General features: G+C 69.0%; 27 protein-coding genes. 9 read left to right on the top strand and 18 right to left on the bottom strand.

Annotation, left to right across the window (positions count from 1 at the left end):
* Positions 1-17: 17 nt before the first annotated feature.
* Positions 18-1,001, bottom strand: coding sequence for an AAA family ATPase (locus ACFYTS_RS31160; protein WP_387309066.1), 984 nt, complete (start codon positions 999-1,001; stop codon positions 18-20).
* Between the two features lie 14 nt (positions 1,002-1,015).
* On the opposite strand from ACFYTS_RS31160, the gene ACFYTS_RS31155 reads away from it, so the two are divergent.
* The 5 genes from ACFYTS_RS31155 (at position 1,016) to ACFYTS_RS31135 (ending at position 5,840) form a co-directional block, all read left to right on the top strand.
* Positions 1,016-1,312: a DUF222 domain-containing protein gene (locus tag ACFYTS_RS31155; protein WP_387309107.1), complete on the top strand. Its 297-nt coding sequence runs from the start codon at positions 1,016-1,018 to the stop codon at positions 1,310-1,312.
* A 288-nt stretch (positions 1,313-1,600) separates the two neighbouring features.
* The gene (locus tag ACFYTS_RS31150) at positions 1,601-2,956 is read left to right on the top strand and encodes a glutamine synthetase family protein (protein WP_387309065.1); all 1,356 of its coding nucleotides are present in this window, start codon (positions 1,601-1,603) and stop codon (positions 2,954-2,956) included.
* Positions 2,937-3,680 carry a gamma-glutamyl-gamma-aminobutyrate hydrolase family protein gene (locus tag ACFYTS_RS31145; RefSeq protein ID WP_387309064.1) on the top strand — a complete coding sequence of 248 codons (744 nt, stop codon included), beginning with the start codon at positions 2,937-2,939 and terminating at the stop codon, positions 3,678-3,680. Before ACFYTS_RS31150 ends, ACFYTS_RS31145 begins: the two co-directional genes overlap by 20 nt.
* On the top strand, positions 3,677-5,038 hold the full coding sequence (locus ACFYTS_RS31140) for an aldehyde dehydrogenase family protein (RefSeq protein WP_357285399.1): 1,362 nt from the start codon (positions 3,677-3,679) through the stop codon (positions 5,036-5,038). Before ACFYTS_RS31145 ends, ACFYTS_RS31140 begins: the two co-directional genes overlap by 4 nt.
* A 37-nt stretch (positions 5,039-5,075) precedes the next feature.
* Positions 5,076-5,840, top strand: coding sequence for a 3-oxoacyl-ACP reductase (locus ACFYTS_RS31135; RefSeq protein WP_357083809.1), 765 nt, complete (start codon positions 5,076-5,078; stop codon positions 5,838-5,840).
* On the opposite strand, the gene ACFYTS_RS31130 is transcribed toward ACFYTS_RS31135, so the two are convergent.
* Entirely contained in the window at positions 5,841-7,397 is a 1,557-nt protein-coding gene (locus tag ACFYTS_RS31130) for an amino acid permease (RefSeq protein WP_357285401.1), read from the bottom strand.
* 213 nt (positions 7,398-7,610) lie between these two features.
* Between ACFYTS_RS31130 and ACFYTS_RS31125 the strand changes: the two genes are divergently transcribed.
* Positions 7,611-8,231 carry a class I SAM-dependent methyltransferase gene (locus ACFYTS_RS31125; protein WP_387309063.1) on the top strand — a complete coding sequence of 207 codons (621 nt, stop codon included), beginning with the start codon at positions 7,611-7,613 and terminating at the stop codon, positions 8,229-8,231.
* A gap of 10 nt (positions 8,232-8,241) precedes the next feature.
* Here ACFYTS_RS31125 and ACFYTS_RS31120 read toward each other — a convergent pair whose 3' ends face one another.
* From ACFYTS_RS31120 to ACFYTS_RS31105, 4 genes are read right to left on the bottom strand one after another with little or no spacing between them, the layout of a single operon-like run.
* Positions 8,242-8,889, bottom strand: a complete 648-nt coding sequence (locus ACFYTS_RS31120) for a response regulator transcription factor (RefSeq protein WP_357285407.1) — start codon at positions 8,887-8,889, stop codon at positions 8,242-8,244.
* 37 nt (positions 8,890-8,926) lie between these two features.
* On the bottom strand, positions 8,927-10,054 hold the full coding sequence (locus tag ACFYTS_RS31115; RefSeq protein WP_357285410.1) for a histidine kinase: 1,128 nt from the start codon (positions 10,052-10,054) through the stop codon (positions 8,927-8,929).
* Positions 10,055-10,082: 28 nt separating this feature from the next.
* Positions 10,083-10,784, bottom strand: coding sequence for an ABC transporter permease (locus ACFYTS_RS31110; RefSeq protein WP_387309062.1), 702 nt, complete (start codon positions 10,782-10,784; stop codon positions 10,083-10,085).
* A gap of 31 nt (positions 10,785-10,815) precedes the next feature.
* On the bottom strand, positions 10,816-11,724 hold the full coding sequence (locus tag ACFYTS_RS31105; RefSeq protein ID WP_387309061.1) for an ATP-binding cassette domain-containing protein: 909 nt from the start codon (positions 11,722-11,724) through the stop codon (positions 10,816-10,818).
* Positions 11,725-12,011: 287 nt separating this feature from the next.
* Here ACFYTS_RS31105 and ACFYTS_RS31100 point away from each other — a divergent pair, with 287 nt between their 5' ends.
* Positions 12,012-12,500: a hypothetical protein gene (locus tag ACFYTS_RS31100; RefSeq protein WP_357285419.1), complete on the top strand. Its 489-nt coding sequence runs from the start codon at positions 12,012-12,014 to the stop codon at positions 12,498-12,500.
* A 29-nt stretch (positions 12,501-12,529) separates the two neighbouring features.
* Here ACFYTS_RS31100 and ACFYTS_RS31095 read toward each other — a convergent pair whose 3' ends face one another.
* From ACFYTS_RS31095 to ACFYTS_RS31085, 3 genes are all read right to left on the bottom strand, one after another.
* Positions 12,530-13,144 (bottom strand): hypothetical protein, encoded by a 615-nt coding sequence (locus tag ACFYTS_RS31095; protein ID WP_357285422.1) that lies wholly within the window; start codon positions 13,142-13,144, stop codon positions 12,530-12,532.
* 161 nt (positions 13,145-13,305) lie between these two features.
* Positions 13,306-14,160 carry a universal stress protein gene (locus tag ACFYTS_RS31090; RefSeq protein ID WP_387309060.1) on the bottom strand — a complete coding sequence of 285 codons (855 nt, stop codon included), beginning with the start codon at positions 14,158-14,160 and terminating at the stop codon, positions 13,306-13,308.
* Positions 14,161-14,199: 39 nt separating this feature from the next.
* Positions 14,200-15,039, bottom strand: a complete 840-nt coding sequence (locus tag ACFYTS_RS31085) for a helix-turn-helix domain-containing protein (RefSeq protein WP_357285429.1) — start codon at positions 15,037-15,039, stop codon at positions 14,200-14,202.
* Between the two features lie 504 nt (positions 15,040-15,543).
* Here ACFYTS_RS31085 and ACFYTS_RS31080 point away from each other — a divergent pair.
* Together ACFYTS_RS31080 and ACFYTS_RS31075 are read left to right on the top strand one after the other, a co-directional pair.
* Positions 15,544-16,029 (top strand): DUF4232 domain-containing protein, encoded by a 486-nt coding sequence (locus tag ACFYTS_RS31080; RefSeq protein ID WP_357285431.1) that lies wholly within the window; start codon positions 15,544-15,546, stop codon positions 16,027-16,029.
* A gap of 150 nt (positions 16,030-16,179) precedes the next feature.
* Positions 16,180-17,370: an Ig-like domain-containing protein gene (locus tag ACFYTS_RS31075; RefSeq protein WP_387309059.1), complete on the top strand. Its 1,191-nt coding sequence runs from the start codon at positions 16,180-16,182 to the stop codon at positions 17,368-17,370.
* 1 nt (position 17,371) lies between these two features.
* On the opposite strand, the gene ACFYTS_RS31070 is transcribed toward ACFYTS_RS31075, so the two are convergent.
* From ACFYTS_RS31070 to ACFYTS_RS31030, 9 genes are all read right to left on the bottom strand, one after another.
* Positions 17,372-17,971 carry a TetR family transcriptional regulator gene (locus tag ACFYTS_RS31070; protein WP_387309058.1) on the bottom strand — a complete coding sequence of 200 codons (600 nt, stop codon included), beginning with the start codon at positions 17,969-17,971 and terminating at the stop codon, positions 17,372-17,374.
* Between the two features lie 41 nt (positions 17,972-18,012).
* Positions 18,013-19,245 carry an acyl-CoA dehydrogenase family protein gene (locus tag ACFYTS_RS31065; protein WP_387309057.1) on the bottom strand — a complete coding sequence of 411 codons (1,233 nt, stop codon included), beginning with the start codon at positions 19,243-19,245 and terminating at the stop codon, positions 18,013-18,015.
* Positions 19,246-19,630: 385 nt separating this feature from the next.
* Entirely contained in the window at positions 19,631-20,674 is a 1,044-nt protein-coding gene (locus tag ACFYTS_RS31060) for a phosphotransferase family protein (protein ID WP_387309056.1), read from the bottom strand.
* Positions 20,674-21,126, bottom strand: coding sequence for a MaoC family dehydratase (locus ACFYTS_RS31055; RefSeq protein WP_387309055.1), 453 nt, complete (start codon positions 21,124-21,126; stop codon positions 20,674-20,676). Before ACFYTS_RS31055 ends, ACFYTS_RS31060 begins: the two co-directional genes overlap by 1 nt.
* A gap of 36 nt (positions 21,127-21,162) precedes the next feature.
* Entirely contained in the window at positions 21,163-21,924 is a 762-nt protein-coding gene (fabG, locus tag ACFYTS_RS31050) for a 3-oxoacyl-ACP reductase FabG (RefSeq protein ID WP_387309054.1), read from the bottom strand.
* An 18-nt stretch (positions 21,925-21,942) separates the two neighbouring features.
* A complete protein-coding gene (locus ACFYTS_RS31045; RefSeq protein WP_387309053.1) occupies positions 21,943-22,926 on the bottom strand; it encodes an NADPH:quinone oxidoreductase family protein in 984 nt (327 codons plus the stop codon).
* A gap of 8 nt (positions 22,927-22,934) precedes the next feature.
* Positions 22,935-23,687 carry an SDR family oxidoreductase gene (locus ACFYTS_RS31040; RefSeq protein ID WP_387309052.1) on the bottom strand — a complete coding sequence of 251 codons (753 nt, stop codon included), beginning with the start codon at positions 23,685-23,687 and terminating at the stop codon, positions 22,935-22,937.
* Positions 23,688-23,914: 227 nt separating this feature from the next.
* Positions 23,915-24,880, bottom strand: coding sequence for an AraC family transcriptional regulator ligand-binding domain-containing protein (locus tag ACFYTS_RS31035; RefSeq protein ID WP_387309051.1), 966 nt, complete (start codon positions 24,878-24,880; stop codon positions 23,915-23,917).
* Between the two features lie 482 nt (positions 24,881-25,362).
* On the bottom strand, positions 25,363-25,935 hold the full coding sequence (locus tag ACFYTS_RS31030) for a TetR/AcrR family transcriptional regulator (RefSeq protein ID WP_387309050.1): 573 nt from the start codon (positions 25,933-25,935) through the stop codon (positions 25,363-25,365).
* Between the last annotated feature and the right edge of the window lie 44 nt (positions 25,936-25,979).

Genomic DNA, 25,979 nt, shown 5'->3' with positions numbered 1-25,979 from the left:
CCGACGAGAGGGCGGGACTATCGGCTGAACGGGCGGGCGCGGGTGAGGATTTCGTCGACGGTCTGGGAGACCGTCAAGTCGGACGTGTCGAGCCAGAGGCCCAATTGCGGGGTGTCGTTGCGAAGCCCGGTATCGAGGTCGGCAACCGTGAAGGTGCGGTAAGCCTTCTTCGCGCGACCCGACTCCCGCCGCGCCACCGCCTCCTGACTCGGCGCCAGGACCACCACGTACAGCGGATCCGTACGGATCTCGCCGATCAGATATGGCAGCATCGCACCGAGCACGACATCCTGCAGTACCGCGGTGAACCCGGCATCGGCGTAGGCGTCGACGGTTCGGGCCGCGAGCCGGTGGCGGAGGCGCAGTTGCTCGACCGCTTCGGGGGTGGGATCGGGCGACATGTCCTCACGACCGCTCACCACGAAGCGGCGAAAGACGTCGCCTCGAACATGAGCTGACCGTGGAAGCCGCTCTGCAAGCGCCTGGGCGACAGTCGATTTCCCCGACGCCTGGATACCGGTGATCAGATACACCGCTGGGGTGGGCGAGGCCGAACGGGATTCGTGGGTTCCGGGCACGATTCGAACATAGCCGAACCACTCTTTCCACGGGCGAAGCTTCAGTGCCCGGTAGAAGACAATTCGCGACGGAGATGTCCCGCGAATCATCTTGCCGGACAGCATAATTGGCATCCGCGACAGAGCCGAAATTGAGAGAATAGAAACATGAATTGGGGCGGGCAGGTTCTCAGCGACGAAGCCACGGTGGCAGACGCCACCGAGCTCGTTTCTGACGCCCTCAGCGTGCTCGTCCACGATTCTCTGGACTCGCTTTCCGATGAGGATCTCGTGGATATGTTGCGGGATTGGGAATCGACGCGGCGGCGGATGGCCGCCTTCGAGCACAAGATGATTCGCGAGGTGGAGAATCGCGGGTTGCCGGAGAAGGCCGGAGTGAAGCGGACTTCGAAGTACCTGGAGCAGACGCTGCGGATCGGTCATGCGGACGCCTCCAGCTGGCCCACTTCGCCGCCACCTCCACCCCCGACGACCTGCCCAAGATCGGTGACCGGCTCCTCGGTTACCTCGATCCCGATGGGCGTCTCACCGATGACACCGACCGGCAGCGGCGTCGCGGCATCACCCTCGGCAAGCAGGGCGTGGATGGGATGTCCACCCTGACCGCCGAGCTGACCCCTGTCGCACGAGCTGTCCTGGATCCGATCTTCGCGAGCCTGTCCCAGCCGGGCATGTGCAACCCGCAAAGCTACACAGAGTGGGGTACCTCGCCTGCCCTACCGGACTCGAGCTGACGCCAGGTTCGGAGCCGTCCCCACCGATCCCGTCCCACGGACTGCACGGATCACCTTCTACAAACAACACCCAGCCCCATCTCTTCGTCTTCCCGGGACGACGCGCGGCCGAGTCGTGAGTGGGGCTGGTACGTGAGCGGGCCTCGCAAGCTCGGGCACCCTCTCCCTTCTCCAGGCGTCTTTTGTCTTTACACGCCGATGATCTCTGCGTGTATCGACTGCACCCACGGTCCGGTTCGCCTAGCGTGAGCACGTTGGCGTCGAGAGGGGTCGAAGATGCGGGCCGGAATGTTGAGCGTGACGGACCTGGTGGCCGCGGTCGAGGCGGGCACCGTGGACACGGTGCTGGTGGCCATGACCGACATGCAGGGGAGATTGCAGGGAAAACGTTGCTCGGCACGGTATTTCGTGGAGGAAGTGCTGAACCACGCCACCGAGGCCTGCGACTATCTGCTCGCCGTGGATGTGGAGATGACCACCGTCGACGGCTACGACATGTCGTCCTGGGACACCGGCTACGGCGACTTCGTCCTGCGCCCGGACCTGAGCACCCTGCGACTGCTGCCCTGGCTGCCCGGCACCGCCCTGGTGCTGTGCGACGTCGAGCAGGTCGACACCCACGGCGACCACGGACGACCGGTGCCCGCTTCCCCCAGGCAGGTGCTGCGCGCGCAGCTGGATCGCCTGGCCGAGCATGGGTTGTACGCCTACGTCGGCACCGAACTCGAGTTCCTCGTCTTCGACGACACCTACGAGTCCGCGTTCCGCGGCGGCTACCGGGACCTGACTCCCGCCAACCAGTACAACGTCGACTATTCGATGCTCGGCACCGCCCGCATCGAACCCTTGCTGCGTCGCATCCGCACCGAAATGTCCGGCGCGGGAATGTATGTCGAGTCCGCCAAGGGCGAATGCAATCCCGGCCAGCACGAGATCGCCTTCCGCTACGACGAGGCGCTGGTCACCTGCGACAACCACAGCATCTACAAGACCGGCGCGAAGGAGATCGCGGCGCAAGACGGCCGCAGCATCACCTTCATGGCGAAATACAATGAGCGGGAAGGCAATTCCTGCCACATTCACATCAGCCTGCGCAATGCGGGCGGCGAGCCGGTATTCGCCGACGGCGACGGCCCCTCGAAGCTGATGCGGCACTTCATCGCCGGACAGCTGGACTCCCTGCGGGACCTCACCTACTTCCTGGCTCCGAACATCAACTCCTACAAGCGCTTCCAGGCCGGAAGCTTCGCCCCGACCGCGCTGGCCTGGGGCCGCGACAATCGCACCTGCGCCCTGCGCACCGTCGGCCACGGCCCGTCGCTGCGTGTGGAGAACCGCATCCCCGGTGGCGACGTGAACCCGTACCTGGCCGTCGCGGCGGTCATCGCCGCGGGGCTGCACGGTATCGATCAGCGGCTCCCCCTGGAGCCGGAGTTCCACGGCAACGCCTACAGCTCCAACCGCCCGCGCGTACCGAAGACCCTGCGCGAGGCGGCGCACCTGTTCGGCGAGAGCAAGGTCGCCCAGCAGGCGTTCGGCGCGGACGTGGTGCGGCATTACCGCAATGCCGCACAGGTCGAGCTGGACGCTTACGATGCGGCGGTGACCGATTGGGAGCGCATCCGTGGCTTCGAACGACTCTGACCCCGCACGGCGGCCGATCATCGGCCTGCCCACCTACTCCGAACGCACCCGGTTCGGCCACTGGGACGTGGACGCCGCCGTGCTGGCGCGCACCTACGTGGACCTGACCGAGCGGGCGGGCGGGATTCCGGTCCTGCTGCCGCCCACCGGCGCCGCGCGGCCCGAGCTGATCGAGCGTCTCGACGGCCTCGTGCTCACCGGTGGCGCGGACCTGGATCCGGCACGCTACGGCGCGGCGCCCCATCCCGAGACCGGTAGACCGCGGCCCGACCGCGACGAATCGGAATTCGGGCTGTTCGAGCTGGCGCGGGAGGCTGGTCTGCCGATCCTGGCGATCTGCCGCGGACTCCAGCTCGTGAACGCCGCCCTCGGCGGCACCCTGCACCAGCACGTCCCGGATGTGGTCGGCCACACCGATCATTCACGCACGCCCGGCGTCTTCACGGTCACGACCGTCACCACCGTGCCGGGCACCCGGCTGGCGGAGATCACCGGCCCGGAGTTGAAGGCGCACTGCCACCACCATCAGGCCATCGACACCCTCGCCCCCGAGCTCACCGTCGCCGCGCACGCCCAGGACGGCATCGTCGAGGCGGCCGAGACCCTCGACGGACCGTTCCTGTTGGGCGTGCAATGGCATCCGGAGGAGAACGCGACCGAGAACCGCCTCATGCGGGCCCTGGTCGATCAGGCCGCACAGTACGCGAAGGAGCGCAACCGGTGACCACGACCGACGTCGTCAACCCCGCCACCGAGACCGTGGTGGCCACCATCGAAGCGGCCGACGCGGCCGCCACCGACGCCGCCATCGAACGCGCCCACCGCGCGTCGGCCGGCTGGCGGGCCGTCTCCCCCGGCGATCGGGCGCGGCTGCTGCGCCGCTTCGCCGAGGCGGTCGACGCCGAGATCGAACAGCTCGCCCGGCTCGAGGTGAGCAATGCGGGCCACACCATCGGCAATGCCCGCTGGGAGGCCGGCAATGTCCGCGATGTGCTGCACTACAGCGCGGGCATGCCGGAACGGTTGACGGGCAATCAGATTCCGGTGGCGGGCGGGGTGAACATCACCTTCTGCGAACCGCTCGGGGTCGTCGGCATCATCGTGCCCTGGAACTTCCCGATGCCGATCGCGGCGTGGGGCTTCGGGCCGGCGCTCGCGGCCGGGAACACGGTGGTGCTCAAGCCCGCCGAGCTCACCCCGTTGACCGCGATCCGGCTCGGCGAGCTGGCCCTGGAAGCGGGCCTGCCCGAGCATGTCTTCCAGGTGATCCCGGGCCGTGGCTCGGTGGTCGGCGCGCGCTTCGTCACCCACCCGGCCGTGCGCAAGGTGGTGTTCACCGGCTCCACCGAGGTGGGCAAGCAGATCATGGCCGGTTGCGCCGACCAGGTGAAGCGGGTGACCCTCGAACTCGGCGGCAAGAGCGCCAATATCGTGTTCGCCGACGCCGACCTGGAGCGCGCCGCCGCCACCGCACCCTACGGCGTGTTCGACAATGCCGGGCAGGACTGCTGCGCCCGCTCCCGGATCCTGGTGCAGCGCAGCGTCTTCGACCGCTTCCTCGAACTCCTCGAACCGGCCGTGCACGGCGTGCGGGTCGGCGATCCGGGCGAGGAGTCCACCGAGATGGGCCCGCTCATCTCCGCCGCCCACCGCGACCGCGTCGCCGGATTCCTGGAACCGTCGACCAAGGTGGCCTTCACCGGCGCCCGCCCCGACGGTCCCGGATTCTGGTTCCCGCCAACGGTGGTCCTGCCCACCTCACCCACCGACCGGGTGCTCACCGAGGAAGTGTTCGGCCCGGTCGTCGCGGTGCTCCCGTTCGACGACGAGGCCGACGCGCTGCGCATCGCCAATGACACCGAGTACGGTCTGTCCGGCTCGATCTGGACCTCCGACGTCGGCCGCGCCCTGCGGGTCGCGCGCGGCGTCGAGGCGGGGAACCTGTCGGTGAATTCCCATTCCTCCGTGCGGTATTGGACGCCGTTCGGCGGATTCAAGCAGTCCGGCCTGGGCCGGGAGCTGGGACCCGACGCGGCGAGGGCCTTCACCGAAACCAAGAACGTCTTCCTCGCCACCGAATAACCCGCACCGCCGACATCCATCAACCGAAGGAGATACGTTGCAGCGCTTACAGGATCGGGTCGCGGTCGTCACCGGCGGCGGCAGCGGCATCGGACTCGCCACCGTCCGCCGGTTCGCCCAGGAGGGCGCCAAGGTCGTGGTCGGCGATATCGACCCCGTCGCCGGTGAGGCCGCCGCGGCCGAGGTCGGCGGGCTCTACGTGAAGGTCGACGTCACCGACGAGGACCAGGTCCGGGCCATGTTCCAGACCGCCGTGGACACCTACGGCGGCCTCGACATCGCCTTCAACAACGCGGGCATCTCACCGCCGGACGACGATTCGATCCTCACCACCGGCATCGACGCCTGGCGCCGCGTGCAGGAGGTCAATCTGACCTCGGTGTACCTGTGCAGCAAGTACGCGATCGAGCACATGCTCGAGCGCGGCAAGGGCTCGGTCATCAATACCGCGTCGTTCGTGGCGGTGATGGGCGCGGCCACCTCGCAGATCTCCTACACCGCCTCCAAGGGCGGCGTGCTGGCCATGAGCCGGGAACTGGGAGTGCAGTTCGCGCGCCAGGGGATTCGCGTGAACGCGCTGTGCCCCGGGCCGGTCAACACTCCCCTGCTGCAGGAGCTGTTCGCCAAGGATCCGGAGCGGGCCGCCCGCCGGCTGGTGCACATTCCGACAGGCCGGTTCGCAGAGCCGGAGGAGATCGCCGCCGCCGTGGCCTTCCTCGCCAGCGACGATTCCTCCTTCATCACCGCCTCGCAGTTCCTGGTCGACGGCGGCATCTCCGGGGCGTACGTCACCCCGCTGTAGTCAGGCGCTGACGGGGGCCTCCTCTGCCTCCGGCGGCTCCTCCACGGTCCGCTTGGGCCCGGTGAACCAGCGCCGGGCCGAGGCGAACCACCAGATGGCGATCGCGCCGACCACCCCGACCAGGGTGATGGGCGCGTAATTCACCGAGTTCCAGGTGAATCCGTCCACCCACGGATACCCGTGATCGTCGGTCGGCAGGATGAACAGCACACTGATCAGCACGATCCAGATCAATGCGATGATCCCGACGGGCCGGTGCCAGCGGCCGAGCTGCCACGGCCCGGCCTGGAATCGATCACCGCGCAGCAGCCGCAGCAGCACCGGAATCCCGTAGGCGATGTAGAGGCCGATGGTGGCCACCGAGGTCGCCGCGGCGTAAGCGGTCGGCGCGTTGGCGGCGGGCACCAGCATCGACGGAATCAGCAGGATGAACGCGAACACCGACACGAAGATGACCGCGTTCACCGGCACCCGCCGCGAGGACAGCGTCGCCCACAGCTTGGATCCCGGCACCGCGCCGTCGCGGGCGAAGGCGAACAGCATGCGGGAGGCCGCGGTCACCGAGGCATAGCCGCAGAACAATTGGGCGATGGCGGCGATGATCAGCAGCAGCCCGGACCAGAACGAATTCAGGGAATTCTGCAGGATGTAGATGACCGGATATCCGCTGTTCTTGGTCGGGTCCAGGGCGTCGTCGAGATTCGGGATCGCGAACGTCACCGCCATGATGAGCAGATAGCCCGCGACCGCCGACACCACGATGGTGTTGATGATCCCCTTGGCCGCCATTCGCGAGGCGTCGTGGGTTTCCTCCGACATGTGCGCCGAGGCGTCGTATCCGGTGAACGTGTACTGCGCGTGCAGCAATCCGAGCAGGAAACTGAACGCCACCCCGCCGAAGCCCACGGCACTGTTGTCGACGGTCTTGGTGAACACGAACCCGATGCTCTGATGGTGTTGCGCACCGAATCCCAGCACCACCACGAATATGGCGACGCCGCCCACATGCCACCAGGCCGACACATTGTTGATGACCGCCGACAGGTGCGGGCCGATCACGTTCAGCACCGCGTGCAGCACCAGGATTCCGGAGAACACCAGGAAGATGGCGGTGCGGTCGGTGCCGATGTCGATGCCGATCACATTGAGCACGGCGGTGGTGAAAATGGCCGCGCCGTAATCGATCGCGGCGGTCACCGCGATCTGCCCGATCAGGTTGAACCAGCCGGTGAACCAGCCCCACACCGGCCCGCCCAGTTCCGACGCCCACCAGTACAGGCCGCCGGAAGTCGGGTAGGCCGATGCCAATTCGGCCATGGCCAGGCCCACGAACAGCACCATCACCGAGACCAGCGGCCAGCCCCACGCCATGGTGATGGGCCCGCCGTTGGCGAGTCCGATCCCGTAGCTGGCCAGGCCGCCGGTGAGAATGGAGACGATGGTGAAGCTGATCGCGAAATTCGAGAATCCCGACCAGGATCGGGCCAATTCCTGTTTGTAGCCGAGTTCGGCGAGCCGCCGTTCGTCATCATCGGATCGAGACTGGGTTGCGGTCATGGGCACTCCCGAGTGAAAACGCCGCCCTCACACGGCGTTTGCCAGGAGCCCAGTGTGCGGCAATCCCGCCGCGGCCGCAGGGTCAACGCCGAAACCGGTCGCCCGGTAAGGTCGCCGCCCCGGCGCGCGGAGACAACGAAGCTTGACCGTAGACAGAGCGTCTCGATAAATTCGAGGAGTCCCGCACGACCACTCTCCCGGCAGGAGATTCCGGTGACACCTCCCCCACGCGATCCGCATCCCGAGTACCACGACCCGGACGCCGCCGACACCCTCTACGCGACCAAACCCCCCTGGGACATCGACCGCCCGCAGCGCCCGTTCGCGGACCTCGCCGACGCCGGTGAACTGCGCGGCCGGGTGCTCGACCTGGGTTGCGGCACCGGCGAACACGCCCTGCTCGCCGCGAGCCACGGCCTCGACGCCACCGGCATCGACCAGTCCGCCCACGCCCTGGAACTGGCCCGCGCCAAGGCCGCCGACCGCGGCCTGCAGGCCACGTTTCGCCGCCACAGCGCCCTCGAACTGCCGGCCCTCGGCGAAACCTTCGACACGGTCCTGGACTGCGGCCTGTTCCACCTCTTCGACGGCGCCGACCGCGCCGCCCTGGTGACCGGCCTGGCCGCGATCCTGCGCCCCGGCGGCCGCTACTTCCTGCTGGGGTTCAGCGACCGCCAGCCCGGCACCTGGGGACCGCATCGCCTGCGCCGCAGCGATATCGAGTCCGCCTTCACCGACGGCTGGCGGCTGGACTCGCTCGAGCCCGCCACGCTCGACATCCTGCCCGACCCCACCCCCGTGGCGGCCTGGCTCGCGGCGCTGACCCGGATCTGAACCGCCGCGCTCAGGCCAATCCGGCGCGGAGCACGAGAATCGCTATCTGCGTGCGGTTCTCGAGCCCGAGCTTGGCGATGACCCGGCTGATGTGCACCTTCACGGTCGACTCGCTCATGTGGAGGGTGCGGGCGATCTCGGCGTTGCCGGCGCCGGTGGCGACCGCCCGGGCGACCTCACGTTCCCGGTCGGTGAGCGCCTCGAGCCGGGCCAGGGCGTCGGGCTGCTGCGCGCCGGGACCCTGGGTGAACGCGGTGAGCATGCGTTTGGTGATCGAGGGGGCCAGGATGGCGTCACCGGCGGCGACCACCTCGACCGCGCGGGCGAGTTCCCGGGGCGGGGTGTCCTTGAGCAGGAATCCGGCCGCACCGGATTCCAGTGCGGCATAGACGTATTCGTCGAGTCCGAACGTGGTCAGCACGACGACCGCGGGCGGTGCGGGCAGGGCGCGCACCCGGCGGGTCACCTCCAGTCCGTCCACGTGCGGCATCCGGATGTCGGTGACGACGACGTCGGGCCGGTACTTGGCGACCAGGTCCACGATCGACCGTCCGTCCCCGTCCTGCGCCACCACCTCGATCCCGCCGCCCGCCTCCAGGATCATGGAGATGCCGGAGCGCACCAACTCCTCGTCGTCGAGCAGCACCACCCGGATCACGAAACCTCCCTCACCGCACCATCGTTCGCCCGACCGGTCATTCCGTCACCGCCAGCGGGAAGCTCGCGTGCACCCGATACCCGCCCGAGGGCAACGGCCCGGAATGCACCGTGCCCCCGGCGAGTTCGACCCGCTCCCGCATGCCGAGCAGCCCGAACCCCGATCCCGCCGCGGCCAGCGCGGTCCGCTCACCGGGTCCGTTGCGCACGTCCACGTCGAGGTGTTCGCCGTCCACGGTGAGCGCCACCCGCACCTCGGCCCCGGCCGCGTGCTTGGCGGCATTGGTCAGCGCCTCCCGCACCAGGCGGTGAGCCGCGCGGCCCACCGGCCCCGGCACCGGCGGCAGTTCGGGCGGCGTCGACAGGTCCACCAGTTGCCCGGCTTCGGTCGCCTCGGCGATCAGTTCGGCGATGGCCGACAGGTCGGGGGCGGGTCGCAGCGGCGCCTGCTCCCCGCCGTCGCGGGCGCGCAGTACGCCGAGCAGTTCCCGCATCTCGGTGAGCGCAAGGGATCCGGTGGCGCGGATGGTGCCCGCGATCTCTGCGGGCCTGCCGTCGGCGGAGACCTCCAGGGCGCCCGCGAGCACGGTGATCTGCGAGATCCGGTGCGCGACAATATCGTGCAGCTCGCCCGCGATGCGCAGCCGTTCGGCTTCCACGGCCGCGGCGGCGCGCAGACCCTGTTCACGTTCGGCCTGCTCGGCGCGTTCGCGCAGGGCGGCAAGGGTTTCGGCGCGCTGGTTGGTCCACAGGCCGTACAGCAGCGGGACGACCATGGTGACGGCGACGATCACCCCGCGCGCGAAGAACAGTCCCCACGACGATCCCGCGCCCCACGGCACGACGGCCACGATCAGCGCGGTCACCGACGCCAGCACCGTCGGTCGCCGGGTGCCGTAGCGGCGGGCGACCGTGTACAACGCCGGCAGCGCGGGCGCGAGCGCACCGGACAGCACGTGCCCGAGCAGCGTGACCGCCAGCACCGCCGACGGCTCGTAGCGGCGGAACAGCAGGGCGACCCCGGCCACGATCGCCACCGCCGGTCCGGCGGCGGCGGGCAGCAGGCCGATGGGCGAGGTATGGACCTCCGAGAAGCCGACCGCGCCGAAGGCGACGGCGAGCACGACATCGAGGATCAGCAGGCCGATCCGTCGTGTCGTGCTCATTCTGGCAACCCTAGTCGGCACGCGATCCCTACACGTCACGGCGCGCGAGCAGGACGCCGCCGACTGCCAGCACACCGGCGGCCAACGCGGTCAGCGGCAGCGCGAGCAGGACCGGATTGCCATTGCCGGGCGTCCCCAGCTGTCCGGCGGCCAGGAAGGGCATCAGCTTCGGACTGGCGCCCGCCACCACCGCGCCGGTCTCGGCGACGGTCGGAATGCCGAGGGCGGCGACCATGGCGAGGGTGGCGTTGCGGGTCACGGCGGCGATGCCCATCCCGGCCAGTGCGGCCAGGGTGACGTACACCGGCGCGGCGGCGAATGCCCGTGTGATATCCGAGGTTTCGGCGGGCAGCTGCGAGGTCACCAGCTGGACCAGCACCGTCACGCCGATCAGCGCGAGGCCGTAGACCGCGGCGAGCGCGCCGGTGGTCACCGCCTTGGCGGCCAGCACCCGGCCCGGACGGCGCAGGGTGAGCATGGTGGTGGTGATGGTGCCGTAGCGGTATTCGTGGCCGAAGGCGTTGACGGCCACCGCCGTCGCGAACAGCGCGCCCAGCAGCAGCGGCAGGCCCGACGTCGACGCGGTGAACTGCTCGCTCGGGGTGGCGTGGTCGCGGATCGCGGAGAAGTAGGCGATGACCCCTTGCAGGGCGAGCCCGGCGGCGAGCAGCACCCAGGTCGAGCGGACCGTCGCGAGGCGGGCGACTTCGTAACGAATGGCGTTGAGCATGAGAGTGATTCCCTTCGGAGGATGCGGTCGGTCAGGCCGCGACGTGGCCGCGGTACCGCGCCGCGTCGGCGGTGGCGTGGAAGTAGGCGTCCTCGAGGCTGCTGCGGGCCAGGGTCAGCTCGGTGACGAGCAGCCCGGCCCGCAGGGCGAGGGCCGCGACGGCCTGGCGGTCGTCGCCGTCCACCAGCACCGCGCCGTCGGCCTCGACGCGGGCCCGGAATCCGTTGCGGCCCAGCAGGTGCGCCAGTTCGTGCGGCCGGTCGGTGCGGGCCACGACGGTGGAGGCGGAGTTGCGGCCGATGAACTCGCGCACCGACTCCGCGGCCAGCAGCCGCCCGCACCCGATGACCACCAGCGAATCCGCCAGGTGCGCCATCTCGTTGAGCAGATGCGAGGACACGAACACGGTGCGGCCCTGGCGCGCCAGGCCTTTGAGCAGATCGCGCAGCCAGCGCACACCCTCGGGGTCCAGGCCGTTGGCGGGCTCGTCGAGGATGATGGTCGCCGGATCGCCCAGCAGCGCGACCGCGAGCCCGAGCCGCTGCTGCATGCCGAGGCTGAAACCGCCGGCCCGCTTCCCGGCCACGTCGCACAGTCCGACCTGGCCCAGCACCTCCTCGACCCGGGCCCGGCCGATGCCCGCGCCGTCGGCGATCATCTGCAGGTGCGCGATGGCGGTGCGCTTGGGGTGCACGGCGCGGGCGTCGAGCATGACGCCGACCGAGCGCAGCGGATCGGTGAGTTCGGCGTAGGTCTGCCCATCGAACAGGGTGCGCCCGCTGCCGTGGTCGAGCCCCAGCATGAGCCGCATGGTGGTGGACTTGCCCGCGCCGTTGGGGCCCAGGAATCCGGTCACCACGCCCGGCGGCACGTCGAAGGACAGCTCGTGCACCGCCGCCACGTCGCCGTAGCGCTTGCCCAGTCCGCGCGCCTGGATCATTCCGCTCACCTCGTCTTCGGAGGGCGACGCCCGGTGCGCCGCCTGTCCTCTCCGAGATTGCCGGGTGGGCGCGGCCCGGAAATCAGACGACAGCACACGGCCGTGTACCACTTTCGGCTTACCCCGGGCCTTTCGCGGTTCGCACGGATGCGAAATGCAGGGCGCAATTGTGGTTAGCCCCCTCGACAGAACTCCAGGCCCGCAGCCTGGAGTGATACCTTTTCTCTATGGTCGATTCGACCCATTAACTCTTCTTCGCGCATCAGGGAGATGGCGTGTCCAGAACTGTGAAGGTTTCCGTCGCATGGGTTTGCGGGGGCATTCTCGGGATTGTTGCCGGTTTGTCAGGAGCCGGGGGTGCGTCCGCCGACACGGCGGGCGGCCCGGTGCAGGTCGGGGATGCTCAATATTTCAGCCTGGGCGGGTGGAACTGTTCCATCGCCACGGACGGCGCGGTGGGATGCGATCTCATGGTCCCGGCCGCCGTCATGAATGTGCTCTACCTCGGCGCGCAGGTCCCGCTGCCGAATGTGCCCGCGATCGTCATCGATTCGACCGCGGCCCCGGCACACCCGGAGTGGAACTCCAACGGCAGTCACACACTGCCGGGCGGTAATCCGGCGCTGGCGCCCATCGCGCAGGTGAGCGGGCACGATCCGCAATTCTCGGTCTCCTTTGCCGGAGCGACCTGTCAGATCACCTATTCCGGTGCGGCCGTGTGCACTTCGATGGGGCATGGGTTCAGCCAAAGGGGACCAGAGCCTTTCGGCTACTGATCCCCTTCGGAATCGTTCGATGACCGATGTCACCGGTACCAGACGCCGGAATCCCAGTCGCCGTAGTCCCAGACATTGAAATCGTAACGACCATGGGCGCCTCCGAAGAGGTAGCCCCACCAGCCGGCCGAAGTGTCGCAGATCTGGTCGTCGTGGTTGCACACCGTCAGGACCGGGAAGCCGCCGAACCAGTCGTCGACGCCCGCGAGCGGGTAGCCGATGATGCCGCTGCCGGGCGTGGAGGACAAACCGCCCCAGCCCGGACCCGGAGCCCGCTTGGGATCCGACAGCAGAATGGCATTGGCATTGTCGACGCCCTGGTGTGCGGTGACCCAGGCGTGGACGAGACCCGCGCCCTCACTGTGCCCGATCAACCGGATGTGGTCGCCGGGACATTCGTTGCGATGCTGCCAGAACAACCGGTTGAGTTCGTTCAACCCCGACATCGGGTCGGCGGAGTTGTAACCCACCGGTTGATTCACGAACGGTGCGAAGATGGACGAGGTGTTGTCGCCCAGTCCGCCGATGCCGATGGCCCAATCACCGGTGCAGTCATCGGCATGGGCCCGCGGAGCCGTCAGGTGTGTGATGGAAAAAAGGATGGCCAACAGTAATGCGGCGAAGAGCGCCGTTGCTCTACGCATGGTCGTAACTCTCTGAATTGTCTTGCCTCCGGGGCGAGCCCGGCTTCAGCAGGATGTACCCAGAAATTGCTGAGGTGTCTGATTCCTGGCGAAACGGTTACATCCGCGCCGGTTTTGTAGGCCGTACCGCGATGTCGCCGCGAAATCGCCCGGACAGCGGGTCAATTGCGCAGACGGACCAGCGCGATAGGGCATTCACTGCCGTGCAGCAGCGCGTGACCGGTCGATCCGAGCGCCATCCCGGGATATCCGCGGGTGCCGTGACTGCCGACCACCAGCAATTGCGCTCCCGCGGCGGCGTCGAGCAGGATGCGGGCCGGATGCCCCTCCATGACAAGGGTTTTCACCTCGACACCGGGAAAGGCCGCGGCATTGCGGTCCAGCATGCCGGTCAGCAGGTCGGCGGCGTCGGCGTGGGTGTCGCCGGACAGTTCTTCCCACGCGTGCACCGCCAGCAGCGGCGCATCGCGCCGCGAGGCCTCGTCGAAGGCGATCTCGAGCGCGCGCACGCTGTGCACCGACCCGTCGACCCCGACGACGACCGGTCGGTCCGAAATCGGCTCGGTCCCACCGGGAACCACCACCACCGGCCCCCGCGCGTGCCGCGCCACGCCGGTGCTCACCGAGCCGAGCAGGCTGCGGTGGTAGGCGCTCATGCCGCGCACGCCGACCACCACGAAGTAGGCGGTCTCGGCCTGCGCCGACAGCACGGTGACCGCGGGCGCGTCGACGAGGAAGGTGCGAATGTCGGGAACCGGCCTGCCTCCCACCGCTTTCCGCGCGATCTCGGCGGCATGGTCGAGCGCGTCCTGGGCGGTGCCGCGCAGCCGGTCGTGCAGCAGCCGGATCGGGCTCTCGTCCAGGGGCACGTCGGCGACCGGCGGCACCGCGAACACCAGGTGCAGCGGCGCGCCGCGCAGGGCGGCGTCGACCGCGGCCCAGCGCACCGCGTGCAGCGCGGATTCGGAGGCGTCGACGCCCACCACGATCGACCGGTCGAGACTGTTGGCAGGCACCGCGTTCCGCCTCCTCCCAGGCCCCCTCCCTCGGCGATCCTACGGACCGACCACCCGGTCTCGCGGCTGACTCGCCGTGGGCAGTCCGACCACGAAGATCGGCTGCCCCGGGCTCATCGTCGCCGACTGATCCCGCAGGATCTGCCACATCAGGGAATACGGCACCCCGGTCACCGCGTCACGCAGCCGCATGACCGTGGGCGCGCCGGTGAGAATGCCATGATCGCCGGTCCAGATTCGCCGGAACGGCTCGAACCGCCCGAGTTCGGCCAGCACCCGCGCGTCCTCCTCGGTCTCGCCCTCCTCCATGGCCAGCAGCCCGCGCAGGGTCGAGATGGCATGGCGCAGTGAGCCGGTCCAGTCGACGAGGACATGCCGCGCGAGGTCGTCGGTGAGCATCCAGTGCAGGAAATTGCCGTCGTCGCCGAGCCCGGGGAACGTGCGCAGATGGACGGCGTTGGCGGCCAGCACGTTCAGGCGACGGTCGAGATAGGCCGCGGGATGCGGCAGGTGGACGTCGAGGTTCTCCAGCATGGCCGCGGTCAGCGGCGGCTCGTCGCGCGGCGGGGCGTGCTGCCCGAGTGCGGCCAGGTCGTGCAGGTGCCGGTATTCGGCCATGGTCAGGCGGGCGACCTGGTCCAGGTAGCGGACCATGGCGGTGAGCACCTGTTCGGTGGGGCGGCCGCGTTCCCCGCGTTCCATCCGGGTGATGTAGCTGGCGCTCACCCCCGCTCCGAAGGCCAGCCGTTCCCGCGAGACTCCCCGCCGCTCGCGCAGTCGCCGCAGCGTGCCGCCGAAATTCGGCGGCACGGGAGGGCCGGGGTCGTGAACCCCACCGCGATGCTCATGCCCTGCGCTGCCGATGGTCGACTCGGTCATCATCCCGCCCCCGGAATTCGCCCATCCGCCATGGATGGACCCTGAACATGTGGCTACTTCCTAGCAGCCTGCTACCGGGTCGGCAAGTCGGGAATCCAGCAAAAATTGGGGCAGAGCTGCGAATTTACAGTTTCGGACAGAAAATACGGCCGTGACGGGCGGAATTAACGGACCGGGTCGATCCTCACCGGGTGTCCAGCCCCCTATGACAAGCGATCAGTCGAGTAGATACGCCCCGATAGCCATGGATGCCGATCACCGAACCCCTCTCCGCACGGGTGGATTCCGCGGTGGCGGGCAACCACCGCGACGCGGTTTCCCGGCCCGCGCCCGAATCCATTGCCCGCGATGCCGGCGGCAACCCGTGCGCGACTCACGAAACCGGCTGTGGGAGAAGGTATTCCGCGCGGTCATTAGTGGGCCATTGGTCGATTGTTGGCGGGCCCGGCGAATCTCGGGTCGTACCGAACGACCACCGGTACCGAACGATCAAGGGACGACATCATGCGATACCGGATTCTGACCCTCGCCCTCGCCGCCGCGGCGCTGGCGGGCTCGACCGCCGCGTTCACCGGCGCGGCCGGCGCGACCGCGCCGTGGTGCAGCACCTCGCGCATCCAGGCCTCGGTGACCGCGGGCGAGCAGCTCGGCTCCAACCTGCGCACCGCGAACATCACGCTGCGCAATGTCTCCGCGCAGACCTGCCGCACGCAGGGTTACCCGGGCGTGGACCTGGCGGTGTGGGGACAGCCCGGGCAGCACGCGGCACGCAACGGCGCGACCGGCTACCCGATCGAGCTCGCGCCGGGACGATCGGCGTCGGCCACGCTCACCTACACCTACGGCGGGACCGACTGGATCGCCAACGAACTGATCGTGACCCCGCCCGACAACACCCGCCCGCTGCGCCTGTACTGGGATTGGCGCAAGCTCGGCGCGGTGACCTTCGGCCAGCCCGGCTCGGTCACCATCGGCCCGCTGCGCGCCTGACTCCCGCTGTCCCCGGCGGCGTGTCGAGAAATGGTGTCGGTTGGACGACGGATCGGTGGAGACACAGCCCGTCGGCGTGGCTGCCGCGTCACGCCGACCGATGCTGATCCACTGATCATGATCATCGGCACCCGGTGAAGGAGGCACGCGATGGCAGTGCGACGCCGTCAACTACTGCTCGGATTCGCCGGAGCGGGCGGGCTCGTACTCGCGGGCTGCGGCCGGGAGCCCTCGACACCGCGCACGCCCGCCAAGATCCACTTCGAGCCCGCACCGGCCCCGCAGCCGGTGTCGGCCCGCGCGCCCGGCACGGTCGCCGTCACCGACGGGACCCTGACCTCGGTGGAATGGCTCGACGAGACCGGCCGTCCGCTGCCCGGCGCACCGGCCGCCGATCAGAAGAGCTGGGTCAGCGCCGAACCGCTCGGCTACGGCCACACCTACACGGTGAAGGCCGTGGCCAAGGGCGAGACCGGCGACATCACCGCCACCGCGAATTACACGACGCCCCGGCCCGATCGGCTCGTCGACGTCTCGCTGCGGTCGGCGAATCAGGTCGAGCTCTCCGAAAACGATACGTACGGCGTCGGTTTCGTGCTCGTCGCGCATTTCACCGAGGCCGTGGACCGGAGGGCCGCCGAATCCGCGCTGAAAGTCGTGACCGCGCCCGCTGTCGCGGGGGCCTGGTACTGGCTCGACGATCGCAACGCGCACTGGCGGCCAGAGCTCTATCACGCGCCCGGCACCCGGATCACGGTGACGGCGGACCTGTTCGGCATCCCGCTCGGCGACGCCGCGTTCGGCCTGCGTGATCAGCGGGTGTCGGTGACCATCGGCGCGGCCCACGTGGCGATCGCCGACGACGACACCAAGATGATCGACGTCTTCGACAACGGAAACCTGGTGCGCTCCATGCCGACCTCGATGGGCATGGGCGGCTCCGCGGTGATCGGCGGACGCCAGCTGTCGTTCTGGACCCGGCCGGGCATCTACACGGTGCTGGACAGCTCGGATCCGGTCATCATGGATTCGGCGAGCTACGGCCTGCCCACCAATGCGAGCCTGGGATACCGGACCACCATCCATCACGCGGTGCGGATCAGCCACGACGGCATCTACGTCCACGAACTGGCGCAGAGCATGTGGGCCCAGGGCAATACCAATGTCTCGCACGGCTGCCTCAATATCTCCCCCGCCGACGCCACCTGGTTCTTCGACTTCGTCGTCCCCGGCGACGTGGTGGAGGTCCGCAATACCGGCGGCGAGCCGCTCGACATCTGGCAGAACGGCGACTGGTCGGTCCCGTGGCCGGAGTGGCAGCAGGGCCGGGCCCAGCCCTGACCTAGCGGCGCGCGCCGACGATCCGCAGCGCGAGATCGACGTAGTAGTCGCCGATCTCCTCCGGCGAGAGCGGCCCGTCGTCGCGGTACCAGCGGGCCAGGTCGATGCCCAGCGACAGCAACGCCACCGCGGCCATGCGCGGATTCGGGTTGTCGAACACGCCCGCGGCGACGCCGCGTTCGATGAGCTGCCGCATCTCGGCATCGATGACGCGGCGGACGTCCTTGATCTCCCCCTGATGTTCGGGACTCAGGGCGGCGAGCTCGTAGTTGACGACCCGCGCGCCGGTGTGCCCGCGCGCGTGGTCGATGGCGAAATCCCGCATCACCGCGACCAATTGCTCCACCGGGTCGTCGGAGGTGGACAGTGCGCCGCGCAACCGGGCCAGGGTGTTCTCGTGCCCGGCGCGCGAAACCTGGTAGAGCAGTTCCTCCTTGGACCGGTGGTGCACGTAGATGGCCGCGGTGCTCAATCCGGCGATCGAGGTGATGTCGCGGGTGGTGGAGCCGTGGAAGCCGCGCTCGGCGAAGGCGACGATCGCAGCGTCCAGCAGCCGTGCCCGCGTCTCGTCCGCGCGCGAGCGATCCTCTGATCCGGTCACCGGTACAGTCTCGCAGCCACCGGAGAACTTCCGGCGCGCGGCTAGCGGGCGCGCTTTCCCCAGTCGGGGTCGCGGCGGCGCAGTTCCCACTGGGCGATGGATCGCTTGTGCACCTCGTCGGGTCCGTCGGCCAGACGCAGGGTGCGCATGTGGGCGTACATATTGGCGAGCGGGAAGTCATCGGAGACGCCGGCGCCGCCGTGCACCTGGATGGCGCGGTCGATCACCTTCAGCGCCACGTTCGGGGCCGCGACCTTGATGGCGGCGATCTCGGTGCGGGCCGCCTTGTTGCCGACGGTGTCCATCAGGTACGCCGCCTGCAGGGTGAGCAGCCGGGCCATATTGATCTCGATGCGCGCTTCGGCGATCCAGTCCTGGATATTGGCCCGGTTGGCCACCGGCTCGCCGAAGGTGACGCGCGACTGCGCCCGGTCGATCATCAGGTCCAGCGCGCGTTCGGCCATGCCGACGGCACGCATGCAGTGGTGGATGCGGCCGGGGCCCAGGCGGGCCTGGCTGATCATGAATCCGTCGCCCTCACCGGCGAGCAGGGTGGTGACGGGGACGCGCACGTTCTCGAAGAGCACTTCGGCGTGGCCCTCGCGGTCCTGATAGCCGAAGACCGGCAGTCCGCGCAGCACGGTGACGCCGGGGGTGTCCATGGGCACGACCATCATCGACTGCTGGCGGTGGGTGGGCGCGTCCGGATCGGTCTTGCCCATCACGATCATGACCTTGCAGTTCTTGTGCAGGGCATTGGAGGTCCACCATTTGCGGCCGTTGAGCACGTACTCGTCGCCGTCGCGTTCCATGCGCAGCTGGATATTGGTGGCGTCGGAGCTGGCGACCGCGGGTTCGGTCATGGCGAACGCCGAGCGGATCTCGCCGTCGAGCAGCGGCCGCAGCCACTGTTCCTTGTGTTCGGGGGTGCCGAACAGGGTCAGCACCTCCATATTGCCGGTGTCGGGGGCGTTGCAGTTGGTGGCCTCGGGCGCGAGACCCACGCTGCGGCCCATGATCTCGGCCAGGTGCGCGTATTCCAGGTTGGTCAGGCCCGGACCCCATTCCGGGTGCGGGTGGAAGAGGTTCCACAGCCCGCGCTTGCGGGCCTCGGTCTTGAGCTCCTCGAGCACCGGCGGATGGAAGTGCGGATCCCCGGATTCCGCCATCTGCGCCTCGTACACCGCTTCGGCCGGGTAGACGCGCTCGTCCATGAAGGCGAGCAGCTCGTCCCGGTATCCGCGGGCCCGCTCCGACAGCTCGAACATCGACAACTCCTGATCGTGGGTCGCACACAGTGGTTACTGTCTCGCCAGGTACGCTATCCGAACTTGATTCCGGATTCAAGTATGGTTCTCCTGTGCGCCATCCAGGTTGTGCACCAACAGCTTTCGCAATTTCCTGATGCGACCTGACGCCGAGCGGAGACGAAAACGGTGCCGTGACACCGGGTGTCACGGCACCGCCTCGGGCGGAGCGGCCGGAGTCGGATGTACCTGATCCCCGGCTCCGTGCCCCGCCATCGGCGGATCGATCGGAGTGGCGAGCGTCGCGCGGTGACGCCCTGCGCTTCCCAGACCGATCCGGTCTACCTCGGCGCGCTCGGGGTACGGAGCCGGGTTTCCACCGCGCGCCGGAGTTCGTCTCGGACCGTGCCGGTCATCGGCCGCTCTCCTTGACGGCGGCGATCCCGGCCCGCAGCAGGGGTTCGACGGCGTCGCCGATGGTGTCGAATCCGGCGCCCACGGTCTGGCCGTGCAGGTAGCGGTAGTGGATGCCTTCGAGGATGGCGGCCAGTTTGAAGGCGGCCAGACCCTGATAGAACCCGAGGTTCGCGAGGTCGCGGCCGCTGCGCTCGGCGTAGCGGGCGAGAGTCTCGTCCTCGGTGAGATAGCCGGGGGCGCCGGACATGTCGCCGGGCACGCCCAGATCGCCCAGCCGCTGATACAGCACCAGCAGCGCGACATCGGTGAGTGGGTCGCCGACGGTGGCCATCTCCCAGTCGACGACGGCGGCCACCCGGTCCTGCGCGTCGACGAGGACATTGTCGAGCCGGTAGTCGCCGTGCACGATGCCGTCGGGCGACTGCTGAGGCTGCTCCGCGGCGAGCAGCGCGTACAGCGCCTCGGCGGCGGGCAGGTCGCGGGTGTAGGAGGCGTCGAGCTGCTTCTTCCAGCGGTGCACCTGCCGGGCCAGGAAGCCACTCGCCTTCCCGAAGTCCCCGAGCCCCACCGATTCCGGGTCGACCCTGTGCAGTGCGGCCAGCGCGTCGACCATGCCCTCGGAGATCACGCGGGTCCGTTCCGGTCCGAGCGCCTCGAGTTCGGCCGCCTCCCGATAGGGCACGCCCGCAACGTTTTCCATGAGATAGAACGGCGCGCCCAGGATATCGGGATCGGTGCACAGCACATACGTGCGCGGGACCGGGACGGCGGTGTCGGCCAGGGCGCTCATGACCCGGAACTCGCGACCCATATCGTGCGCGGTGGCCAGCACGTGCCCCAGCGGCGGGCGGCGCAGAATCCATTCGGAGACACCGTCTCCCACCACATAGGTGAGATTGGAGCGGCCGCCCGAGATGAACCGTCCGGCCAGCGGACCGGATGCGAAGCCGGGCCGGGCGCGCTCGAGCCACGCGGCGAGCCGGGTCAGGTCCAGCCCGGGCAGCTCGCCACCCGCCGGGGCGCTGTTCGGCGCGCTCATCACGGCACCAGCAGGGCGACGTGCTCGGCGACGCAGGCCGGTTTGGCCGAGCCGTCGATCTCCACGGTGACCCGCGAGACCAGTTGCACGCCCGCGTTCGTCGGAGTCAGCGACACCAGCTCCACTCCGGCCCGGACCCGGGAGCCCACCGGTACCGGAGCGGGGAAGCGAACCTTGTTGGTCCCGTAGTTGATTCCCATCGACAGCCCCTCCACGACGTAGACGCCGTGGGCGAGCATCGGCAGCAGCGACAGGGTCAGGAAGCCGTGCGCCACGGTCGCCCCGAACGGTCCCGCGGCGGCGCGCTCGGGGTCGACGTGGATCCACTGGTGGTCGCCGGTGGCGTCGGCGAACATGTCGATCTGAAGCTGAGTCACCGTATGCCAGTCGCTGTAACCCAGATGGGTGCCGACCGCCTTCTCCAGCTCGGGCAAACCCTCGAATACCTGCATCGCTCGCGTTCCTTCCGTTCCGATTGCGCTGCGCCGCTAGTTCTTCGGCCCGCCGGCCACGTAGATGACCTGGCCGGACACGAACCCCGCTCCTTCGCTGACCAGGAACGAGACGGTGTGCGCGATGTCCTCCGGCTTGCCCGACCGCGCCACCGGGATGGTGGCGATCAGAGCCTGGCGGAAGTCCTCGAAGGACATGCCCAGGCGTTCAGCGGTGGCGTGGGTCATCTCGGTCTCGATGAAGCCGGGCGCGATCGCGTTGGCGGTGACGCCGAACTTGCCGAGTTCGACGGCGAGGGTCTTGGTGAAGCCCTGGATCCCGGCCTTGGCGGCGGCATAATTGGCCTGGCCGCGATTGCCCAACGCCGAGGTGCTCGACAGGTTCACGATGCGGCCGAAGTTCTGCTCCACCATGTACTTCTGCACGGCCTTGGTGCACAGGAACGCGCCGCGCAGGTGCACGCCCATGACGGCGTCCCAGTCGTCGACGGTCATCTTGTACAGCATGTTGTCGCGGATGATGCCCGCGTTGTTGACCAGCACGGTCGGGGCGCCGAGCTCGGCGGCCACCCGTTCCACCGCGGCGGTCACCGACTGCTCGTCGGACACGTCCGCGCCGACGGCGACGGCCCGGCCACCGGCCGCCTCGACCTCGGCGACCACCGGCTTGCAGGCGGATTCGTCGAGGTCCAGCACGGCGACGGCCATCCCGTCGGCCGCCAGCCTCCGCGCCACGCCCGCGCCGATGCCGCGCGCGGCCCCGGTGACGATCGCTACCCGCTGTGTTTCGTTGCTCATAGGGTTCTCCCGAGGGGACTAGGGGGTGTAGACGACGCGGCCGACGGTCTTGCCGTCGGCCAGGCGCTGGACCCCGTCGGCGAGGTCCGCGAGGGCCAGTCGCTCACTGACGAGGGGTCGGATCGCGCCGTCAGCGGCCAGCCGGGTCAGCTCCCGGTGGCAGTGGGCGACCGCCGCGCGGTCGTGGGTGTTGTAGAGACCCCAGTGCAGTCCGACGATCGAATAATTCTTCACCAGCGCGTGGTTCAGGGCGGCGCTTTGGATCTCTCCGCCCGCGAAACCGACCACCAGGATGCGGCCCTCGAACGCGACGCACTTGGTCGACCGCGCGTAGGTGTCGCCGCCGACCGGGTCGTAGACGACGTCCGCGCCGCGATTGTCGGTGGCGGCCTTCACGATCTCGACGAAATCCTGTGTCCTGCGGTCGATCACGATGTCCGCGCCGAGCTCGCGGGCGTACTCCGCCTTCTCGGGACCGCCGACCACGCCGATGACCCGGGCGCCGGCGGCCTTGCCGAGCTGGATGGCGGCACTGCCGACACCGCCCGCGGCCGCGTGCACGAGCAAGGTCTCCCCCGGGCGCAGGGCGGCGCGCCGATGCAGGCCGAACCATCCGGTCTGGTAGCCGATGTACAGGGCCGCGGCCTCGGCGTCGTCGAGATCCGGTGGCGCGGAGAAGGTCTGGTTCGCGTTCATCACCGCGTATTCGGCGAACGCGCCGTGCGGCAGGGCGGCCCCGCCGAGCACGCGCTCGCCGACGGCGAATCCGATCACGTCCTCGCCGAGGGCCACCACCTCCCCGCACAGCTCGATGCCCGGGGTGAACGGCAACTCCGGCCGCACCTGGTACCGGCCGCGGCACATGAGGACATCGGGGAAGTTCGCCGCCGCACCGAGCACCCGCACGACCAGCTGCCCCGGCCCGGCCTCGGGACGGGCGACCGTGTCCAGTCGCATGACCGTCGCGGGTTCACCCAGTTCGTGGACCCGCCACGCCGGCATGTCCGCCACTAGACGCCACCGGTGAGGGTGATGCCGCCGTCGACGACAAGCAATTGCCCGGTGAGCCAGGCGGAGTCGGCCGACAGCAGGAACGCGACCACGCTCGCGATGTCCTCCGGCACACCCAAGCGCTTGAGCGGGTACGTCGCCGCGATGGCTTCCTCGCGTCCCTCGTAGAGCGCGGTCGCGAACTTGGTCTTCACCACCGCCGGAGCGACCGCGTTCACCCGGATGTCCGGGCCGAGTTCGACCGCGAGCTCCTGGGTGATGTGGGTCAGCATCGCCTTGCTCGCGCCGTAGAAGCCGATCCCGGGCGCGGGCTTGAGCCCGGCCACCGAGGAGACGTTCACGACCGCGCCGCCGTGATCCTTCATCCACGCGCCGTACGCCTGCTGCACCCACGACAGCGCGGCCAGGCAGTTGACCTCGACGATCTTGCGGGCGGCCTCGAGGTCGAGCTGCATCATGGTCCCGTAGACCGGGTTGATGCCGGTGTTGTTGACCAGCAGGTCGGCGCTGCCGAAGGTGTCGACGGCCCACTTCACCACCTCGGCCTGATGAGCCACATCGTCCGCGCGCCCGGCGACGGCCAGGGCCTTGTCCGGTCCGCCCAGCGCGGCCACCGCCTCGTCGAGCGCCTCTTGCTTGCGGGCGGTGATGACGACCCGCGCACCCTCGTCCACCAGGCGCTGCGCGATGCCGAGCCCGATCCCGCGGCTCGCGCCGGTGACGATGGCGGTCTTGCCCTCGAATCTGGTCATGTGAGAGTCCTCCGATGGTCGGTGCGGTCCAGCGAGCAGGCAACTTACTAAGCGCTTAGTTCTTCGGACACCATGCTGGAAAAGCACATCCCGGTCAATACCGGCCGCATCGAACCCCGCGTGTGATCTGTCGCACATGGCGAGTGAAAGTGCAGTTCATACACCGGCTATCAGGCCATTGTTGAAACCTGATTCAGATCTGGGGCAGTCCGCGCGACTTCACGCGGCTAGCGGCGCAGACGCCGGTTCGGCGGCGCGGGCTCCGAGCGCGCGAACTGCCCGGGGGTCTGCCCCTTCCAATCGCGGAACGCCGTCGCGAACGCCGACACGCTGGTGTAGCCGAGGCGCGTGGCCACCGTGTCGACGGTGAATCCGGTGGCCAGCAATTCCTCCGCGAGCAGGCCCGTCGTCTCGCAGGCGAGTTCCCGGAAGGTGGTGCCCTCGTCCGCCAGGCGGCGGCGCAGGGTGCGCACGCTCATGTGCAGGTCGGCGGCGATGGCGGCCTGGTCGATGGCGCGGCCGTGGCGCATGAGCAGGGCGCGCACCTGGCCGGCCAGGCCGACCCGGGCGCGGCGGCGTTCCACGATCTCGGCGCACAGCCGCTCGTACTGGCGGCGCAGCATCGAATTCGCCTGCGGCATAGGGCGTCGCAGGTCGGCGGCGTCGAGGACCAGCATGTCGGCGGGCCGGTCGTAGCCGATATCGCCGATCCCGAGCAGTATGCCGACCGCCTCGTAGACCGGCGCGTAGGGCAGGGTCAGCTCCAGGCGGTGCACCCGGATGTCCCAGTTCAGCAGCTCGCGCTGGATGATGCGCAGGGCCGCCAGGTCGCGTTCGATGACGAAGCGGCGCAGTCGTCGGGACACCGGCCCGGTGTCGAGGGTGACCAGCACTCGGTCCTGCGCGTCCTCGATGCCGAATCGGCAGTAGGCGAACGACAATTCGGCGTGCCGCGCCCACAGCTCGGCCATCTCGCGCACGGTGGAGCAACTGCTCAGGGCGATGCCGAGGCTGCCGAGCATGCTCAGATGCACCGAAAACCCGGCCAGCAGGCCCAAACCCGGCTCGTCGCCGGTGGCGTCCAGAATATTCTCGATGAGCCGGAACTCCTGGGCGATATCTATCTCGATGTCCGGGTCGTCCAGATCGGCCTCGGTGAGCCCCGTCCCGGCCAGGACGGCGGCTCTGGTCATCGCGCGGCTAGTGGCGAACTCGACCAGCACGGCAGCGCTGTGTATCGAACGGACACACCAGGAGTCGTCGAGCATGTCGCAGATGATCGCTTATCCGATCCCCGCGACTGGCCCAATTGAGCAATTATTCAGCTAATTTCGATCGAGCTTGGGCGTGTCGCCCGCGCGCCCCCGGTCCGGGCCCAGCGCGCCGCACGGCACGCGCGTCCGTGGCGTGGCCCAAATCCGCAGAGGCGTGGCCCCGCGGTACACCCCGGACGCGACGACCCTCGCCCTAGCCTTGTCGACGTTGGCCGCTCGCCCTTGACGGCCTCCACGGTTCCGCACAACGGGACCGGACGCTGAACACGGCAGTCCCCCTCGGCGGGCGCGGTACCCAACCAGGCACATCCTGCCGCGCCCGCCGAGGACCCGCAGCCCCTTCGGACCCGGGTGAAGACCCGCCCACCGAGGAACTCCCCCGCATCACCGACCGACCCGCGCTATGTGCACGTCAGCGCGCCCATCGTGAGCGCCACCAGCCGGGCGATGCCCGCGTCGTCGCCCGTCTCGGCGGCCGCGCCGAGGGCGTGCAGGCTGTAGGCGGCGAGTTCGGCGGCGGGCACGTCGTCGCGCAGGTCGCCGGAACGCACTCCCTCCTCGACCAATCGACCGATCAACGAGCGAAGCTGGTTGTGCGCGTGGACGACCTGCTCGTCGGGGTGCAGGAAGGTCACCAATTCCCGGTCGTGACCTCGGCTCCGCCGGACGATGTGCGCGTAACCGGTGAGCACCGCCGCCAGCCGGTCCCCCGGCGTGCCGACACCGTCGCGTACCGCGGCGAGTTCGCGCAGATGCCCGTCGATGCGGCGCACGTGCCAGGTCCGCAGGATGGTCTCGACATCGGAGAAGTATTTGTACAGCGTGGCCCGCCCGATCCCGGCCCGCTGCGCGATCTGCGACATCGTCACCCCGCGCAGCCCGCGATCGGAGACCAGCGCGCCCGCCGCGTCCAGGATCGCCTCCCGCACCTGACCCCGGTGCGCCTCGATCGTCTCGTTCCACAACTTCGGCACAGCTCGACTATACGGACTGACCTCCATCCGAACAGAGAGTATCG

It is taken from the genome of Nocardia sp. NPDC004151, from assembly GCF_042874235.1.
In the GTDB taxonomy this organism is placed as follows: Bacteria; Actinomycetota; Actinomycetes; order Mycobacteriales; family Mycobacteriaceae; genus Nocardia.
Note: the sequence above shows the minus strand (reverse complement) of the source record. Positions and strands in the feature narration are given on the sequence as shown.